At 61.0% G+C, this 18,315-nt stretch carries 17 protein-coding genes; 3 read left to right on the top strand and 14 right to left on the bottom strand.

Annotated features, from left to right (window positions below; translation table 11 throughout):
• Positions 1-2: 2 nt before the first annotated feature.
• From PAQ31011_RS00885 to PAQ31011_RS00895, 3 genes are read right to left on the bottom strand one after another with little or no spacing between them, the layout of a single operon-like run.
• Positions 3-689, bottom strand: coding sequence for an amino acid ABC transporter permease (locus PAQ31011_RS00885; RefSeq protein WP_150574054.1), 687 nt, complete (start codon positions 687-689; stop codon positions 3-5).
• A 14-nt stretch (positions 690-703) separates the two neighbouring features.
• A complete protein-coding gene (locus tag PAQ31011_RS00890; protein ID WP_150574055.1) occupies positions 704-1,369 on the bottom strand; it encodes an amino acid ABC transporter permease in 666 nt (221 codons plus the stop codon).
• 13 nt (positions 1,370-1,382) lie between these two features.
• Positions 1,383-2,246 (bottom strand): transporter substrate-binding domain-containing protein, encoded by an 864-nt coding sequence (locus PAQ31011_RS00895; RefSeq protein ID WP_150574056.1) that lies wholly within the window; start codon positions 2,244-2,246, stop codon positions 1,383-1,385.
• A gap of 233 nt (positions 2,247-2,479) precedes the next feature.
• Between PAQ31011_RS00895 and PAQ31011_RS00900 the strand changes: the two genes are divergently transcribed.
• Both PAQ31011_RS00900 and PAQ31011_RS00905 read left to right on the top strand, forming a co-directional pair.
• Positions 2,480-3,379: a LysR substrate-binding domain-containing protein gene (locus PAQ31011_RS00900; protein WP_150574057.1), complete on the top strand. Its 900-nt coding sequence runs from the start codon at positions 2,480-2,482 to the stop codon at positions 3,377-3,379.
• A 237-nt stretch (positions 3,380-3,616) separates the two neighbouring features.
• A complete protein-coding gene (locus PAQ31011_RS00905; protein WP_150574058.1) occupies positions 3,617-4,339 on the top strand; it encodes an SGNH/GDSL hydrolase family protein in 723 nt (240 codons plus the stop codon).
• 61 nt (positions 4,340-4,400) lie between these two features.
• Here the strand turns inward: PAQ31011_RS00905 and PAQ31011_RS00910 are convergent, their stop codons facing one another.
• Together PAQ31011_RS00910 and PAQ31011_RS00915 are read right to left on the bottom strand one after the other, a co-directional pair.
• The gene (locus tag PAQ31011_RS00910) at positions 4,401-5,471 is read right to left on the bottom strand and encodes an XdhC family protein (RefSeq protein WP_150574059.1); all 1,071 of its coding nucleotides are present in this window, start codon (positions 5,469-5,471) and stop codon (positions 4,401-4,403) included.
• Between the two features lie 21 nt (positions 5,472-5,492).
• On the bottom strand, positions 5,493-6,815 hold the full coding sequence (locus PAQ31011_RS00915; protein WP_246179264.1) for an MFS transporter: 1,323 nt from the start codon (positions 6,813-6,815) through the stop codon (positions 5,493-5,495).
• A gap of 329 nt (positions 6,816-7,144) precedes the next feature.
• Between PAQ31011_RS00915 and PAQ31011_RS00920 the strand changes: the two genes are divergently transcribed.
• On the top strand, positions 7,145-7,648 hold the full coding sequence (locus tag PAQ31011_RS00920; protein WP_150574060.1) for a MarR family winged helix-turn-helix transcriptional regulator: 504 nt from the start codon (positions 7,145-7,147) through the stop codon (positions 7,646-7,648).
• Positions 7,649-7,721: 73 nt separating this feature from the next.
• Here the strand turns inward: PAQ31011_RS00920 and PAQ31011_RS00925 are convergent, their stop codons facing one another.
• The 9 genes from PAQ31011_RS00925 to PAQ31011_RS00965 form a co-directional block, all read right to left on the bottom strand.
• Positions 7,722-9,308, bottom strand: a complete 1,587-nt coding sequence (locus PAQ31011_RS00925) for an MFS transporter (protein ID WP_425495071.1) — start codon at positions 9,306-9,308, stop codon at positions 7,722-7,724.
• Between the two features lie 94 nt (positions 9,309-9,402).
• On the bottom strand, positions 9,403-10,035 hold the full coding sequence (locus tag PAQ31011_RS00930) for an N-carbamoylsarcosine amidohydrolase (RefSeq protein ID WP_150574062.1): 633 nt from the start codon (positions 10,033-10,035) through the stop codon (positions 9,403-9,405).
• A 1-nt stretch (position 10,036) separates the two neighbouring features.
• Positions 10,037-11,077, bottom strand: a complete 1,041-nt coding sequence (locus tag PAQ31011_RS00935; protein ID WP_150574063.1) for a 2,5-dihydroxypyridine 5,6-dioxygenase NicX family protein — start codon at positions 11,075-11,077, stop codon at positions 10,037-10,039.
• A gap of 34 nt (positions 11,078-11,111) precedes the next feature.
• Complete coding sequence (locus PAQ31011_RS00940) at positions 11,112-11,972, bottom strand: alpha/beta fold hydrolase (protein WP_281349960.1); 861 nt, start codon at positions 11,970-11,972, stop codon at positions 11,112-11,114.
• 42 nt (positions 11,973-12,014) lie between these two features.
• Positions 12,015-12,764 (bottom strand): maleate cis-trans isomerase family protein, encoded by a 750-nt coding sequence (locus tag PAQ31011_RS00945; protein WP_150574064.1) that lies wholly within the window; start codon positions 12,762-12,764, stop codon positions 12,015-12,017.
• 45 nt (positions 12,765-12,809) lie between these two features.
• Positions 12,810-13,775, bottom strand: coding sequence for an amidohydrolase family protein (locus tag PAQ31011_RS00950; protein ID WP_150574065.1), 966 nt, complete (start codon positions 13,773-13,775; stop codon positions 12,810-12,812).
• 72 nt (positions 13,776-13,847) lie between these two features.
• Positions 13,848-15,053 (bottom strand): xanthine dehydrogenase family Fe-S subunit, encoded by a 1,206-nt coding sequence (locus PAQ31011_RS00955; RefSeq protein WP_150574066.1) that lies wholly within the window; start codon positions 15,051-15,053, stop codon positions 13,848-13,850.
• A gap of 26 nt (positions 15,054-15,079) precedes the next feature.
• Positions 15,080-15,907, bottom strand: coding sequence for an FAD binding domain-containing protein (locus PAQ31011_RS00960; RefSeq protein WP_150574067.1), 828 nt, complete (start codon positions 15,905-15,907; stop codon positions 15,080-15,082).
• A complete protein-coding gene (locus PAQ31011_RS00965) occupies positions 15,904-18,312 on the bottom strand; it encodes a xanthine dehydrogenase family protein molybdopterin-binding subunit (protein WP_150574068.1) in 2,409 nt (802 codons plus the stop codon). The genes PAQ31011_RS00960 and PAQ31011_RS00965 overlap by 4 nt, the downstream gene beginning before the upstream one ends.
• Positions 18,313-18,315: the final 3 nt, after the last annotated feature.

Here is an 18,315-nt window from a genome sequence, read left to right on the forward strand (position 1 = left end):
GTTCAGCCTTGTTGGGGGAAAGAACGAACGGGATCGCGTTGCAGGCGTCGTTCGAGGTAACGGGACAGCGCGCTCAGTGCCGAGCAAACGATGAAATAGACGATGAGAACGAAACCGTAGACTTCGAAAGCCGGATTGCGGCCCTGCATGACGGTGACGCGCTCGATGATGTTCTGATTGATCTTGAGGAACTCGCTCACGCCGATCAGTGCGCCGAGCGAAGTCGACTGGACCAGCAGCGTGAGCAGTCCTGTATAGGCGGGCAGAATTGCGCCAACCGATTGTGGGCCGATCACGTAGCGGTAGATCTGCCAGCGGCGCAGACCGAGGGCAGCGGCGCTTTTCCATTGGTGCGGGGGAACGGACAGGATGCCGCCGGAGACGACGACCGTCCCGTTGGCACCGCCCCATAGCGACAACCCGACGGTGGCCGCAACGAACGGGCTGAGATCCAGACCGAACATCGGGGCGACGAAGAAAACGCAGAACACATTGACGATCAGCGGAATCGAGCGAAACAGTTCGACGTAGCCGTGGATCGTCGCCTTGAGCCAGCGTGAGGGCAGGGTTGCCAGCACCCCCAGCAGCAAAGATATCGCCGTCGTGCACAACAGGACTGTCCCGGCAAGGGCCAGTGTCATGCCCAACCCTTTGGCGATCAGCAACCAGTTTTCCAGAATGACGTGCATGGTGGGCAAGCGCCTCAATGAGTGCGAAACGGTCGTTGCATCCAGGCGGACAGCCGGTGCGCGAGCAGAGCAAGCACGGCGACCATGCACAGGTACAGCACGAGGATTGCGCCGAACATCTCAAGTGGGCGGAAATCTGTCGCGATGCGGTCGACGGCGACGAACGTCAGTTCCATGAGTCCGATGGCCTGCAAGTACGAGGAGTTCTTGAGCAGCGAGATCGCAGTGTTGAGCATGCCGGGCAGCGCATGACGCAAGGCGATCGGCAATGCGATGAGCGTGAAGTAATGCCACGGACGCAGCGACAGGGCGTGACACGACTCGTACATTCGACGTCCAACGCTTGCCATGCCACCGCGCAGATTCTCGATCTGGTACGCGCCTGCCCACAAGGAGAGGCAAACTACGCCTGAAGTGAACAGCGACAGGCCGAGGCCGATGGCCGGGAGTCCATAAAAGATGAAAAACAGCTGCACCAGAATCGGTGTGTTGCGCATCAATTCCACGTACCCGGTGACGATCTGCGAGAGCACCGGCACGCGAAAGAGGCGAACGGCGCAGCCGGCGATGCCGATCAACGCGGAGCAGACAATGGCAATGACCGACACTTCCAGCGTCATCAGCGCTCCGCGCCAGAGCGCGGGCCATTGCGCAAGCAAGTAGGCGACGTCGAAATCCATGGTCGGCGCCCGCTTACAGCGTTTCCTTCGGACGTCCCTGCTGGAACACCGACAGGTAATAGCTGCGAATCGATTCCGGTACGTTGAGCTTGACCCATTGCACGAATCGGCCTTCGTAGCGCATGCGGGCAATGGTTGCCGACAGGTAGTCGCGCCAGGCGGCTTCGTTCTTGCGCACCCCGATGGCGGCGTCCGAAATCTGGAAGTACTGACCCAGCAGCTTGGCCTGTGGATCCTGCGCGGCGGCGACGACGAGCGTGGCGGCGTCGTGCGTGTAGGCATCCGCGCGCCCCTGACGGAAGGTTTGCATGGCGTCGGCGGCGGTGTTCAGGCGCAGCATTTTCACGTCCGGCATGTGGTCCTCGAACCACTTGGCCTGCACCGAGCCTTTGAGGGCGACGAGGGTCTTTCCCTTGAGGTCTGCGATGGAGTTGATGCCGCTGTCGCGACGAACCACGACGTCGCTCGCGCCCCAGCGATAGGGCTGTGTGAAGTCGATCACGCGGGCACGCTCGGGCGAAACGCCCAGCGTGGCAATCAGCAAATCGACCTTTCGGCCGAGGAGTTGAGGCACGCGATTCTCTGCGGTCACGCAGGTGAAGACGGCCTTGTCCTTGCTGCCGAGCGCCCATTCGGCGATCTGACGCCCCATTTCAACTTCTACACCGGCGAATGCCCCGCTGCCGTCCTGATAGCCATAAGGCGGTTGATCGCAACGCACGCCGATACGCAATTGGTTCTGTGCCTTGATTTCAGCCGGGACCGGAGGCAGGTCGCCCGGCGCGGCACTCGCCTGACGGATGGTCAGGGTTGTCAGGGCGAGCACGGCGGAGGCGGCCGCTAGGGCGGTAACGAACAAACGTGGCAGGCGTGACATCGATGGCTCCTGAAGTTAAGACGGGCGGTTGGAACACCTGAGCGGCCGCACGCCGGGACACGGGAAATGTTTGCCCTACGGCGCACGGACGGGATACGAATGACTGTAGTCGGGTGTGGGCATTCTTAAAAATCACAATAAAATACGGTGCTATACATTTTTGATATGGCCTGTGTCGACGATGAGGATGTCGATAGGGGGCTGACAGGCGATCATGCCGGGGGAGGGGGTCGATGAAATTCAAGCAGGTAGAGGCGTTTCGGGCGGTGATTCAGACCGGGTCCATGACGGCCGCTGCGGAGGCGCTGCATACGTCGCAACCGAACATCAGCCGATTGATCGGGCAGTTGGAGCAGAGCGCCGGTTTTCGTCTGTTCGAGCGGATCAGCGGACGCTTGCAACTGACCGACGAGGGCGCAGAACTGTTTCGCGACGTCGAGCGCGCGTTTGTGAGCTTGAAAAGTCTGGAGGACTCGGCGCAACAGATTCGCCGTTCCGGCACGGGCCGTTTGCGCGTGGGGGCCGTGCCGTCCATTGCGTTGACGCAGATGCCTGAAGCGATCCGGCGGTTCAGGCAAGCGCATCCGGGGGTGGCGGTCTCGCTACTGACAAACGATTCGCCGCGTGTGGCTTATTGGGTCGCATCGCAGTTTTGCGATTTGGGGGTGACGTCGTACGTTAGCCGGGATGTCTCCGGCATCGAAGCGACGAAGATTAGCGAGGTTGCGGGCGTATGCGCGTTCCCTGTGGGGCATCGGTTGAGGGGGGTGGATGTAGTGACGCCTGCCGATCTCGAGTACGAGCCGTTCATCGCACTGTCGTTGGTGGACGGCACTCGCATGAAAATCGACCAGCGCTTTCGTGAGGCCGGTGTGGAGCTAAGGCACAAAGAACTTGAAACGCCATATGAAGCGACGGTGTGTGCCATGGTGGCCAGCGGACTGGGCGTGAGCATCGTAAGCCGTTCGGTCGCCCAGGCATACGTCGGCCGTGGACTTGAGTATCGACCGTTCGCTCCCGATGTGCTGTTCGCCACGCATCTGTTGCGCGCGGAACATGTGCCGCACAGTTTGCTGGCCCAACGCTTTGCTGCCACGCTGCTCGAAGTCGTCGAAGGGACGGCGTTGGGGTGATGGAAACGCCACGCCAACTCAAACTTGAGCTGAAGTTAAAGGTATCCCCCCAGCCTTGCCGATATTTAATATTCGCATAATGTACATTATGTTAAATGATGTGTGCATGGATGTTTGCCTAATCTTCCCTATGTGCCTGAATCGACAGCAGAAAGCCACGGCAACGACATAGTGTGCACCGTGAAAGCATGGGAGATCGGTTAAGATCGGCGTCCCGGTTTCTCACCACACTGTTTGATGCTGAACCTGTACAAGATCACGCTTGGTCCGATTCTCCTGGCGCAGGCCCGATGGCTGAGGCGCACTGCTCTGCGCCTGCCCGAGGCTGCGGGGCCGCGCGAAGGTGTCGAGGGAGACCCGCTTCATTCGGGGGAACCGTTGCGTATCCTCGTGGTGGGCGATTCGTCCGCTGCCGGGGTTGGTGTCGATGCGCAAGCCGACGCGCTCGCCCAGCCGGTCGCCAAGCTGTTAGCCGCCCGTACGGGGCGACGTGTGGCGTGGCAATTGGTGGCGAAATCCGGAATGAACACGAGTGAAGCCCTGGTGATGCTGGCCAACCGCGAATTGCCGCGCGCCGATTATCTGGTGACGGCGCTGGGGACGAACGATGTAACGTCGCAACGCAAACCGTCACAATTCCTCGCTGATTACACTGCGCTGGTGGACACGCTGCGCAAGCGCACCGGGGCTGCCGGACTGGTGGTGACCGGGCTGCCGCCGCTGCACATTCTGCCTGCGGCTCCCCATCCACTGCGCTGGTACCTCGGCCGTTACGCGAAGCGTCTTGACGGGCTCCTGATCGATTGGATCGAACGAGATCCCGCAGCCCGTTACGTATCGCTGGCGTGGGCGGCGAAACCGCAAGACATGGCGCGGGACAAGTATCATCCCGGCCCCGGACAGTACCGCGAATGGGTTGAGTACGTCGTCGGCAAGATTCAATCGCTGATGCCGTCGTAACAAGGACTAAGTCCTGGGCAGACGACGAGTACCTCCCCGGCGCGAACGATCCGGGCGGTAATCAGCATTCGATGGCACTTCCCGGAACCACTGATGGGGGAGCCTGAAGATCACACGAAGACGAAAGAAAATCGGCATCGCGGTGCTCCCCTGCATTCTTGGCATCTTCAACGGACATCGCAGCGGAAAAGCAGACGCCGTTCTTTGCTGCCGTGATTTCCGCAAGAATCGACACTGCAATTTCGGCGGGCGATTTGCTTCCGATGTACAAGCCTGCCGGGCCGCGTAGACGTGCGACTTCATGCGTTGTCAGGTCGAACTGCAACAGTCGCTGCCGTCGCGCTGCGTTGTTTCTTCGTGATCCGAGCGCGCCGATATAAAACGCCGGTGTGCGTAGCGCTTCCATCAGCGCGAGATCGTCCAGCTTCGGATCATGTGTCAACGCAATCACGGCCGCCCGGCTATCCAGGCGCATCGACACCACGACGTCGTCGGGCATTTCACGCGTGAGCGTCACGCCCTCGACGTGCCAATTGTCGGCATATTCTTCGCGCGGATCGCACACGATCACCTGATAATCGAGACCGGTTGCGATCTGGCAAAAGAAGCGCGAAAGCTGCCCTGCCCCAATGACGAGCAAGCGATAACGCGGGCCGTGCACGGTTGTTAAGGTGTCGCCGTCGAAATGGACGCCCTCCTTCACTGGCGCTGCGCAGATCTCCGTGTTGCCGGTGTGCATATCCAGCGTGCGTGCGACGAGCTTTTGTTGTAGCACGGCGCACAGCAACTCCCGAATTCGGCTGCGCTTCGAGACTGGTTCGAGGGCGAGCCGTATCGTCCCGCCGCAGGGCAGCCCGAAGCGGTGAGCTTCGTCTGCGCTGATGCCGTACTCCACAATCTCGGGCGATTCGAGATGAATGCCGTTACGCCGGACGCGGTCAATAAGGTCGTCTTCGATGCATCCCCCGGAGACCGAACCGACTACGCGTCCATCGTCACGAATGCACAACATGGCGCCCTCCGGGCGCGGCGACGACCCCCACGTCTTGATGACCGTGACGAGCAAGGTGCGTCGACTATCGTCGATCCAATCCGCGCATTGCGTCAGCACTTCAATATCTTCGCTATTCATGGTCGTCTCCGCGCCTGACGTTCAATGCTGCACGCCTAACCGTTCGTGATCAGGCGCACGCCAGACCAGCCCGATCAGCAAACCGAGCACACAAAGCGCAGCGATATACCAGGCGGGTGCCATGGTCAGCCCCTGCTTTCCGACGAGAAATGCCGCAATCGCCGGTGCCGTGCCACCGAATACGGCATACGCGGTGTTGTACGACAGTGCAAATCCCGTAAAGCGAACCTCAGCCGGGAAACTCTTGACGATGATGTAGGGCCCGAGGGTAATCGTGCCGATCAGGAATCCGCCGGCGATATAGAGCGGCCACACGAGCTGGCTCGTCGAACCCAGCGACATGTAGAACGCGGCCGTCACCACGAGCATCGCAAGACTGCCCAGCGCATAAGCCCGTCCCCCGCCAATCTTGTCAGCCGCCCATCCCGCGAACGTGCTACCGATAATCAGGCCGAAGATCGACCACGAGTTGTTGGCGAACACCTCCTTCGGTGCCAGATGGAACTGTGTTTGCAGATACGTCGGGGTGTACAGAAAATAGACGACGAAGATGCCCGAGAACACCCACGTCGCAAGCAGGCCAAACACCAGCGCCTTGCGGTGCTGTTTCAACACGATAGCCAGCGGCAGACGGGCGTCGGCCTCACGTTTGGCGCGCATCGCTTCGAACACCGGCGTTTCCTGGAGATAACGACGCAGGTAGACCGAAATCAGACCGAAAACACCGCCGGCGATGAACGGAAGACGCCAGCCCCACGTCTTCAGGCTTTCCGGGTCCATGTTGCCGATGAGAAACTTGGCGCTCAGAGCCCCCAGCAAGATGCCCGTACAAAGTCCCGACATCAGCAGCCCGCAGGCGAGGCCCACGCGATCGCGGCGCACGTGTTCGGCGCAGAAAATCCACGCGCCGGGCACTTCGCCGCCGACCGACAGGCCTTGAAGCACGCGACACAGAAGGAACAGCAGCGGTGCCACGAGTCCGATCATCGCGTAACTCGGCAGCAAACCGATCAACAGCGTCGGGGCGGCCATCAGAAACAGGCTGAGTGCAAACATCTTCTTTCGCCCGATCCGGTCGCCGAAGTGCGCGAAGAAGATGCCGCCAATCGGCCGGACGAGATAACCGGCGGCGAAAATACAGAACACCTCCAGTTGCGCAAGCCACTCAGGTGTTTGCGGTGGGAAGAATACGGTCGCAAGTAACTTCGTGAAGAAGACGGCAACAATGAAGTCGTAATACTCCAGAGCGCCACCAAGCGACGCCAGCATCAGCGTCTTGATATCGCCCATCGACATTGCACGTCCACTTGAGACAGCCTTGATCGGGACTGGGGTAGAGGTCATTCGTTTGCTCCAAACTCTGCGGGTTTACCGGTTTTTGAAAATTCCGCGTGACCTCCTCATCTAATCAGTGCACTGATAGAATGGGGGTCATTCTGGTTTGCATATGGCGGCAGTCGTACCTGCTACGCCACCAAAAAGGGTTACTGAATTATTTGTCAGTATGCTGACAGAATGCTTTTTATCGTGACAAAATCAGGAACGCAATAGGTGTCTTGTCCGGATCAGTAAAAGTCCCTAGCTCGCGCTGCATCATGCAGATTTCGTGCCATATGTGACACCGTTCGGCAAGATGGTTAGACTCTATCAACCCCCTAATTCACTATTTCACAATGAGCACGGCCGCCAAAGAAACCACGAGTACTGAGGGCGTTATCGAAACGGGACATCTCTGGCAACGTCCAGGATTCCTGATCCGCCGACTCAACCAGATTCACATCGCCCTCTTCTTCGAAAGCTGCAAGGACTTTTCCATCACGCCCGTTCAATACGGGTTGCTCACTACGCTTAGCGAACACCCCAATCTCGATCAGACGTCGCTATGCGCGGAGGTCGGTGTCGATCGCACGACGATGGCCGATGTCCTGCGCCGTCTCGAAGAGCGAGGTTTGGTCAAGCGAACACCGAGCGCAAGCGACGGACGCGTCAAGATCGCCAACATCACCGCACGGGGCCGCGCGATCATGCGAGACATGTACGCGAGCATGCGTGAGGCTCAAGTTCAGTTTCTCGCGCCGCTGGAGGAAAAGGATCAGGCCACATTCATCCGGTTAATGATGCAACTGGTGGAAGGCAATAACCAGTACGGTCGCACCTCGCTCAATCACTTCGACTGACACTACGGCAGCAGGCGAGCCGCAGTCTCCCACGGCTCCCCTGCACACCTTATCGATGGTGCTATTCGTCAGGTCACACCGTAATGTCGCGCCGGAACGTCTCGGGAACAAAGAGCACGCCGACGACGAACGATAGCGCGGCAATGGCGATCGGATACCACAGCCCGAAATAGACATTACCGGCCGCCACCGACATGGCGGATACCACGAAGGGCAACATTCCGCCGAACCAGCCCGACCCGAGATGGAACGGGAGCGACAACGACGTATAGCGAATGCGCGCAGGGAACAGTTCGACCATAAACGCCGCCATCGGTCCATAGACCATCGCCAGAAAGAGCAGAAGCACCCACATCAACAACACGACCATCGGGGCGTTGATGGATGCCGGATCGGCGTGCTTCGTCCACCCCATTGCCGTCAGCGCGCTTTCCAGCGCGTGTCGCTCACTCCCCTGCACTTCTACGCGGCCAATGACGGTTCTCACCGGTTCACCGGCTTTCTGGTGGGCCTGGACGTACGACACACCCGACGCCGACAGGAACTCCCTCACGCGATCGCACTCGGTGCGCGCAGAGGAAAACAACGAGAATTGACAATCGCTGGCGTAGATCGTGACGGTCGTATTTTTCTGGAATGCTTCGAGTTGTGGATTCGCGTAGTGGGTCAAGGCCCGGAAAATCGGCTGGGTGGTCAACGCGAGCAAGAGGCACGCGCTCATCATGATCCATTTGCGCCCGATGCGATCCGATAACCAACCGAACAGAACGTAGAACGGGAACACGCAGACGAGTGCAATCGCCAGATACAGATTGACGGCGTTGGGGGCGACCTTCAGCGTGTTCTGCAAGAAGTACATGGCGTAAAAGTGCCCCGTGCCGAAAATCACGCCGACACCCGACGCCGTACTGAACAGCATGATCAGCACGTACTTCAGGTTTCCCCAATTGCCGAAACTCTCGCTGACCGGCGATCTCGACAGGTTGCCTGCGTGCTTCATCTGTTCAAACGTGGGCGACTCCGCCAGCCGGGTGCGCAGATAGACCGACACGATCAACAGCACGGTCGACACCAGGAACGGTATCCGCCATCCCCACGACTGAAAGGCAACCTCGTCTACGAGCGCGCGCGATACGCCCACCACTGCGATCGACGAAAGCAGTCCAAGGGTTGCCGTCGTTTGAAGCGAGCTCGTGTAGAAGCCCCGTTTGGACGGCGGTGAATGCTCGGCGAGATAGGTCGCTGCGCCCCCTGTCTCTCCCCCCAGCGCGAAGCCTTGCAACAACCGCAGACTGACGAGCAGTACCGGCGCAAGCATGCCGATCTGCTCATAGGACGGCAATAGGCCAACGCCAATTGTCGCCACCCCCATCAACACGATGGTGGCCATGAACGTGTACTTCCGCCCGATCCGGTCGCCGAGTCGGCCGAAGAACAGCGCGCCGAGCGGTCTGACGAGAAATCCTGCGCCAAAGGTGGCAAGACTGGCGAGGAAGGCCGTAGTTTCGTTTCCGCTCGGGAAGAACAGCGCACCGAAGACCCCGGCCAGCGCCGCGTAGACATAAAAGTCGTACCACTCCAGCAATGCGCCGAATGACGACGCGAAGATCAACACAAACTGATGGCGCGTCACAATCGCGCGCGATGCGGGGGATGTCATCGTATTCATTGTTGGCCCCAAGGCTACGCCCGTCTGTCAGCCACGCCGAATGCGAACGTCACGTGCCCGGGCATCGGCGCGACCCATGACAACGTTAGCGAGCGGACAGGTCTCCGAGAAGGTTCATTGCGGCATCTCGCGGCAATACGACGGCATATTTCTGCGCCATGTCGAACAGATTCGCCTCGTGTGGTGCAATGGCACGGTCGCCAACGCAGTCACTCAGGACAAAAGGGCGAAATCCGTACTGCATTGCATCCACGACCGATGCCCGCACGCACCCGCTGGTCACCGCACCGGCGACCACCAGTGTTTGTACGCCGCGTTGCGCCAGCCAGGCGGCAAGCGACGTGCCAAAGAACGCAGACGGAACGGTCTTCCTCACGATCAGTTCGCCATCGGCAGGTGCAAGCTCCGGCACGATCGCGCTGTCATGCCCGCGTTCGACCAGCTTGAGCATGCCCGGCACCTTTTCCGTAAAGATGTTGTGATCCGCCCCGTCGTCGGCAAACACAATGCGCGTGTGGGCTACGGGCCATTTTCGTTCCCGCGCGAACGCCAGCAGCGGCACCGTGTTGTCGATGGCCTGCCGAATATTCCCCCCGCCGAATACTTCAGGGTTCGCGAAGCCGTTGACGAAGTCCACGATCAGCAGGCCCACAGGCGCTTTGGGTTGCAACGGGCTTCCGAAGCTCTGGCGTTGATAGGTTTCCAGGTCGTTACTCATTTCAATGGCTTCCTTTGACGACGCAGCCGTTGCGAACCACGGCCTCACCGTCCAGATAGACGTCACAATGGCGCAGTGGGATATCGATATGACAGGTGGTTGTGCGGCTTCCGCCGGCTTCGTTATTCGGGCCGAGGGAGAAAAGGAAGTTGCCCTCGAACGCCCGCGCGTCCATGCCGATGGTTTGCTCTCGATCGTATAGACCGAGTGTCGACCAGTGCGCGCGAGGTTGCAGCCCCCAGCCGATGTGCGAGATGGCATACGCCTGGTCGTCCCTGAACGTCGCCATGTACTCGGACAGCAGTTGCGCATCCACACCCCCTTCGATTCGGGTGGCGAAACCGTTCTCCACCGTCAGCTCGATAGGGTCGTTCACGTAGCTCTTTTGCGGCAGCAGAATGTCGCCGCGGTCGATGACGATGCGACCGTACGCCTGACCGTCGTTCGGGAACGTGAGCGCAAAGCCGCTCGGCCAGTGATCCCACCGTCCCGGCTCGTCCACGAAGCCATACTCGGCGATCGGGTGAAACTCCCCAAGCGGACAATGAAAATCGGTTCCGGCGGCCGACACGATATGCATCTCACGTGCCCTGCCGATTCGGGCCTGTGCAGCCAGCACGCGTTCGCGATCTTCCAGCGTCGGCACGAGCCGTGTCAGGACTTCGGGCGGCTCCACGGCCAGCAGAATCTTGGTGCCCCCTTTCAGAATGTCCAGTTGCTCCGGCGAGAACAGCAACGTCATCAGGTCCAGCACCAGATCGCTTTCCTTCAACGCGGCAATCGCCGCTCGATTGCCGGTGAGCGGGGTCGTGCCCAGGTAAGCCAACGGGTCGCGACTCAGTGCCTTCTCGCCGTTGACAGGCGGGAGGTCGAGCCGGTTGACGACGGCACCGAGCGCTTGCGTCGCGATGAGTGCCGTCGACAAGGTCTGCGCATGGGTATTGGCGCTCGTCAGAATCGTGACGGTTTGGCCTGCCTCAAGGCGAGACAGCTTCAGGACACGCGTCCAGGCGTCCACCATTTGAAAATCACTTACGGGCATGATGCCCTCCCTCGAATTTCGTTCAGACCGTTGTTCAGATCGTTGGCAGCGGCGCACCGAGAAAACTGCCGAATGCCTGATAAAAGCCCGGCTCGTTGTCCCACGGGATCATGTGCCCGGCGTCGGCCACCCTGACATGCACGACCTGAGGCGCTAGTCCCTGGATCTCCTCGACATCGGCATCCAGGACGACGTCGCCTCGCGCGGCGGTCATCAACATCAGGGGAATCGCCAGAGACGGCAGGTTCACGTGAATGTCGTCGGTATGAAAGCCGTCAAAGCTCTCGCGAATGGCGCGTTCGTCGCACGTGTGGAGCCATTCCGCCCGCAACTGCAATTGGGCCTCGGTCCAGGTCGGGCAGAATTCGCGCATCGCTTGCGCGTCCATACCGTGCCTTGCCAACGCCATGGAATCGACGTACCAGGGCAGCTTTGACGGATAGGCGCGACGCCCAGGGCCCGAGACCGGCGGATCGACGGCGACCAGACGGGCAAGCCCCTCGGGTCTATCGGCGGCGGCGCGAACGCCGATGCGTGCCCCCATGGAATGCCCCACCACGCTGTACCGCTTGAGACCAAGGCCGGCGGCGAAGGCGACGAGGTCGGCAGCCTGAGCGTCGAGACTGTAGTCGAGCGTTTCGGATGCCGACGACAGGCCGCGCCCGCGAACATCGAGGACGTAGGTATCGAACGCCTTGCCGAACGTTTCGCCGACGAAGCCCCAGGTGATGGCGGGACTCGTGATCCCCGGCACGATAATCACCGGATCGCGAGTCGCGCGCGCACCATCGTTACCACCGTAGCGAAGGTAGTGCTGGCGTATGCCGTTTGCGTGGACGTTGCCGCCGTAGAGAAATGTGGATCGTTGACTCATCTGTTGCTCCAGTGCTTCCATCCTTCAATCAGCCCGCTCAGTAGGAACAGTCAATGAGCCCGCTCAATAAGCCCCGGACAGCAGCGCGCCGGCACCGGGGACGACAGGCTCCAGATCCAGCGTCTTCAGCATCGCGTAAGTCGTGGCGATTGCTGCCGTGATCACGGGCTTGCCGGTCATCGCTTCGACCTTGGCGACCGCGGGCAGCGACGGCATCTGAACGCACGCGGACAGCACGATGGCATCTGCCTCCTGGTAGCGCAGCGTCTTGACGATGTCAGGCAGACGGCTGGGATCGTGGCGACCGACGTCGAGGTTGTCGGGGATCTCGAGGGCGCGATAGTCGATGACCTCGTAGCCTTCGTTGCGGATGTAATCCACGACCAGTTCCGTCAGCGGCTTCATGTAAGGCGCCACGACGACGATACGTTTCGCGCCGATCACCTTGAGGGCATCGACCAGTGCACCGGCGCTGGTGATCACCGGGGCTGCGCCGCCGTTCTCGGCGGTGTGCTCGGCAAGGCGCTTCTGAGACACACGGTGGTAGCCGTGCCCCATGGCCATGATGGCGACGAGGCACGCGTAGCCCAGCACATCCACGCGCGCGTCGGATAGCTCCACGGCGCAGCGGTCGGACTCGGCGTCCATGGCGGCCAGTTCTTCTTTGACGACCTTCTTCATGCGCATGCGACTGGAGTGAAACGTGAAACGCTCAGGTCGGATGTTCTGCCGGGCAAGCAACATTGCCGGGATCTCTGTCTCCATCGTGGTGTTGGAACTCGGCACAATCTGGCCAATGCGGAAATTTTTCATGGGGCGGCTCCGGGAGCGAAAGTAGATGACGAGGCAGGTGTTGGATTACAGGCGAAAGAGACGCTCGGCGTTACCGTGGCAAACGAGCTTGCGCACGTCTTCGTCGAGCGGCGCTTCTTCGATGAACCGGGCGGCGATTTCGGTGGATTCGTAGGGGTAGTCCACCGAAAACAGCACGGCTTGCGGCCCCATCTCGCCAATGGCACCCGCCAGCGCAGCTGAAGAACACACGCCGGAAGTGGTAATGACGATGTTCGTGCCGATGTAGGCGGACGGCGCCTGCTTCAGTTCGACGCCATGCGAGTAGACGGCGAACCGGCTGTCGAATCGCCACCGCAGGAACGGAATGCCCTCGCCCATATGGCCCAGAATCAGCTTGACGCCCGGGAAACGGTCGAAGACACCACCGAACAGCAACCGCAGCGCGTGACTCGCCGTCTCCACACCCCACCCCCACGTTGCGCCGAGAAGTTCGGGATGGCCTTCCAGTACGCGCGGGTGGGCAAAGGCATCCGTCGGATGCAAGTACAGCGGGACGTCCAGGTCCTGCAGCGTGGCCCAGAAGTCGTCGTAGGCACGGTCGTCGTAATACCTGCCGTGCGTGTGACCGTTGACCAGCGCGCCTTTGAACCCCAGCGTATTCACGGTGCGTGTCAGCTCGCGTGCAGCGACTTTGGCGTCGTGCATCGGCAGCGTGGCGAAGCCGCCGAACCGCGTCGGATGACGTCCGATCTGCTCCGCCAGAAAATCGTTACTCATCTGTGCGAGCGATGTGGCCTGCCCGGCGTCGGTCTCACCCTGCACGCTCGGTCCGGTTTGCGACAGGATCGTGTAGTCGATGCCGGCGCGATCCATTTCCTGGAGGCGCAACCCATCGAAATCGGCGAGCCGCGCGCCAAGATCGCGCAGGACTTCGGGCGCAATATGCTGCGTGAATGCCTTCGAATAGTTCGGGAATCCCGGCGTTGTGAAATGCTCTTCGAGCGCGATCTTGCGAATTCGGTCGTTCATGTACAGCTCCATTTAATCAGTGTACTGATAATGTGTCGGCGATAGCCGTATCGCTATCGCCCTATCCGCTAATCAGTCAGCCTTGCCGAACAGACGGCGGATACGTCCCCAGATCACACTCCACACGAGACTTCCCACGTTGAACTTCGTCTGGTCCGTGGCGGCTTCGGGGGCTGCATTGCCGCCGAGCTGCGCGGTAATACGTGCACCGAAGTCGGCGATCATCCGGCGGACGAAATCCTTGACCAGTCCCGAGCGCGAGAACTGTGCCAAGGGGCCCTGAAGCATGTACTCCAGCGTGACGGCGACGCGCGTCTGGGTGCCGCCGCCTTCCGGTGTGAGCGTGTAGGTGACGTCGCCATTGGCGCGCGAACGGCTGATGTTGTCCTGCCCGGCACCGCGCATGACGGCCCGATGGGCGGTATCGTCGCGATCCAGTCGAGCAGCGCCGGCGAAGTTGGCGGACATCGGCCCGAATTTGATGGCGATCTTGCCCTTGACCGATTCGCCGTCGTGATCGATGAGCTCCGCACCCGGCAAACAAGCCGTCACTGATGGCAGGTCGCCCATGAATGCCCACACCTTCTCGAGCGGGAACGGCACGACGAAGCTGTCGTCGATGGCCGTCCAGCCCTTGCGTTGGGTTTCCGTGGCCGGTTCGTTGCGCGCCGCCGCGACGGCGACCGTTGCGGCAGGCGTCACTGCATCGCCCGCGTTGGCCGCATTGGCAGTGAACGTCTGGAAAGCCGCCGGCGTCGACACGACCTGTTCTCGCCGGGTCTCGGGCGCCACATCACGCGCCGCAATCGGGTTGTCTCGCAGGTCCTGCAGGACGGCCTGGATCGACGCCACAATGCCCATGTATCCAGTGCAGCGGCAAAGATTGCCAGAGAGTTCCAGACGAATGCGCGCCTCGTCCGCATCGGGAAAGCGAAGAATGATGTCCCGTGCGGTGATCAGCATGCCGGGCGTGCAATAACCACATTGAAGGCCGTGATGAATCGAGAACGAGTGGCGGATGCGGCGCATCAGCTCGTCGTTGTCGAAACCTTCGATCGTGCGTACTTGCTGTTGCTCGCAAGCCAGCGCAAACGTGATGCACGACCGAACGGGCATATCGTCGACGAGCACGGTGCATGCACCGCACACGCCGTGCTCGCAGCCCAGGTGCGTGCCGGTCAGGTGCTGGGTCTCGCGCAGAAAATCGCCCAGATGCACGCGAGGCTCGACCTCTGTGCGTACGGCACGATCGTTGATGGTGAGTTCGATGACTGACATGGGGGTTCGCTATTCTATGGATCTTGCTAATTGCCGAGGGCTTGCGCCAGGCAGCGATTGAGCGCTGCGGTATGCATCTTTCTGTCGATACCATCGGCATTGGGCATGGCACCGGCAACGGCAGATTCGAGCGCCTGTTGCGTCGCAGCGCTGGGGCCTTTTTGCGCGATGCTGGCGGCTAACTCGTTCAATGCGACGGGGGGACCGTCCAACGCCCCCAGAACGACGCGCGCCAGACCGCTTGGCGCGTCGAACACGGCCGCGGCACTCGCGTGCGCAAACTCGCCGGTTTTCCGACAGAGCTTGTGATATCCCCAATGCATCGAGGCCGACAGCTTAGGCAACAGCACGGCGGTCACGATCTCCCCGTCATCCAGCAGCGTAGTGAAAGCCCCCTGCATGAAATCGGCAGCCCGGACGATACGGGTTGCGCCGGCACGGGACAATTCCAGCCGGGCATCGAGCGCGGACAATGCGAGTGGCCAGTCGGCAGCGGGATCGGCATGCGCGAGACTTCCCCCAATCGTTCCACGGTTGCGGATCGCCCGGTAAGCGATTCCGCCCGCGACATACTGAAGATACGCGTGCCTGAGCAGCGGAAACTTGCCGTCTTCGATTTCGGCATGCGTGACGGCAGCCCCGACGCGAATCGCATCGTTCGTCTCCACCACACCGCGCAGTTCGTCCAGACGAGACAGGTCGATGATTCTTGCGGGTCTCGCAAGACGCAGATTGAGCATGGGCCCCATCGACTGACTGCCCGAAATCGGCTTGGTACCGCCGTCTGCCTGCAGCTCGGCCAGTGCCTCCGACAGATTTGCTTTCCTCACATAGTCAAAGCGGGCCGCTTTCATTCGACCTCCTCGTGTTGCAAGGCCTGTTTGGCCGGCACGCCCTTTTGGGCTTTCGCGGCTTCGATGGCGGACAGCAGACGTCTCGGCGTCAATGGCGTTTCCGACACGGTGGCACCCAACGGACGCAATGCATCGTTGACCGCATTGAATAGTGCCGCAGGTGGCGCAATGGCACCGCCCTCCCCCACGCCTTTCGCGCCGAACTCCGTGTACGGCGACGGCGTTTCCATGTGAATAATTTTCAGACGAGGCAACTCGGTCGGGCCGGGCAGCATGTAGTCGGCCAGCGTGGACGTCAGCGGCTGCGCGTTCTCGTCGTACAGCGTCTCCTCGAACAGCGCGGTACCAATCCCTTGTGCCGTGCCACCGATGGTTTGACCTTCCACGACCATCGGATTGATCATCCGGCCGCAGTCTTCCACGATGACGTAGTCGAGAATCTCCACATGACCGGTTTCGGTATCGACGGCGACGGCCGCCGCGTGGGTGGCGTAGCTGAACGCTCCGGTATCCACCTTCGGTTTGAATCCCTGAGTCGCTTCCAGTCCCGCAAGATCGACGCCTTTGGGCAGACGCTCCGGGCGCAGGTACCAGGCCATCGCAACGTCCGTCAGCGGGATTCGTCCCTTTGCACCGACCACTTCTCCGTGCTCGAAGCGTACGGCGCTTTCATCTTCCTGCAAGAGATGAGCGCCGATTTTGACGATGCGCGGCACCAGTTCCCGGCACGTTGCGGCGACTGCACCACCGGCCATCACGATGCTGCGCGATGCATAGGTGCCGGTCGAGAACGGCGTGAGCGCCGTATCGCCGTGAACGACCTTGATCTTGGCGACGGGCACGCCGAGGATCTCATTGGCAATTTGCGCCAGCGTCGTCTCCATGCCTTGACCGTGCGAGTGGATACCGGCACGCACTTCGAGCCCGCCGTCGGCCGTCACGCGCACCGTGGCCAGATCGTATCCGGGCACGATGGGCAAACCCCACGACGCGAACACGGCCGTGCCGTGCGCCGATTGCTCGGTGAAGGTTGCAAAGCCAATGCCGACCAGCCGGCCGTCCTTTTCCCCCTGCTTCTGGCGCTCGCGCCATTGCGCCACATCCAGTTGATCGACGGCGCGCTTCAGGCTCTCCTGGAAATCGCCGCTGTCGTAGTGCTTCTTCACGACGTTGGTATAGGGCATGTCCTGCCCGCGCACGAGGTTGTCGTAGCGAACTTCCCACGCCTCGCGGCCGACGGCACGGGCAATCGCGTCCATCGTCAGCTCGATAGCGAAGCACACGCCCGTGCGCGCCACGCCACGATACGGCAGGAACCCCGGTTTGTTGGTCGCGGCACACTGCGTTTGGCAGCGATACCCTCGGAAGTCATACGGCCCCGGAAGATTGCCGAGTGCCTGTCCGGTTTCGAGGCCAATCGTGAACGGCCAGGCGGAATAGGCACCGCCGTCGATCAGGAGCTGCGCGTCGAGCGCCAATAGCCGACCTGTCGTGTCGGCGTACGCCGTCAGTTCGTAGTGATGCTGGCGGGTATTGGCACCCGCAATCAGGTGTTCGCGACGGTCTTCGATGAAGCGAAAGGGTTTCTTGTACGTTAACGCAAGCCATGCGATGCACAGCTCTTCCTGCTGCAAGACACACTTGTAGCCGAACGCACCGCCCACGTCGGGGGAGATCACACGCACCTGCGCGTGGTCGATGCCCAGACACTGCGCGAGCACCGTGCGAATCATGTGCGGCACTTGCGTCGACGTAATCACGACAAGCTGCGAATGAGGGTGGTCCCAATAGGCGAGAACAGCCTTACCTTCCATCGGCACCATGCATTGACGCGCCAGATCGACCTTCTGCTTGACGACGACCGGCGCGCCTTCGGCATGGGCGGCAAAGTCGACGTCGGCCGTCAGATCCAGAAACAGATTGTTGTCCCAGTGGTCGTGGACCCGGACGTCGGTTCGATCACGCGCTGTGAACGCGTTGGCGAATGCCGGGAGTTCCTCCAGATCGAGCGCCACTTCCTCCGCGATATCCTCCGCCTCGGCGCGCGTCGGGGCGAAGCACATCGCGACCGGCTCGCCGACGAAGCGGACCTTTTCCGAAGCCAGCGGCGGATGCGACGACGACTTGTAGGTAGGCAGACTGGAATCCGCCACGATATCGGTGGCGCTCGTCATATCGCCACGCACGATCACCTGGCGCTCATACTGCTGCGGCTTGCCGATATGCGAAATGCGCGCATGGGCAACGGGGCTGCGCAGAAACGCCACTTCCTGAAGGTCGGGGAAAACGTAGTCCGCGACAAAACGCCCTTTCCCATGAAGATGCCGCTCATCCTCACGCCGACGGACACGCGCGCCAACGCCGCCGTTCTCGACTGGCGATTCGTAGTGGTCTGTGTGGCTCATTGC

It is taken from the genome of Pandoraea aquatica (assembly GCF_902459565.1).
GTDB classification, from domain to species: Bacteria; Pseudomonadota; Gammaproteobacteria; order Burkholderiales; family Burkholderiaceae; genus Pandoraea; species Pandoraea aquatica.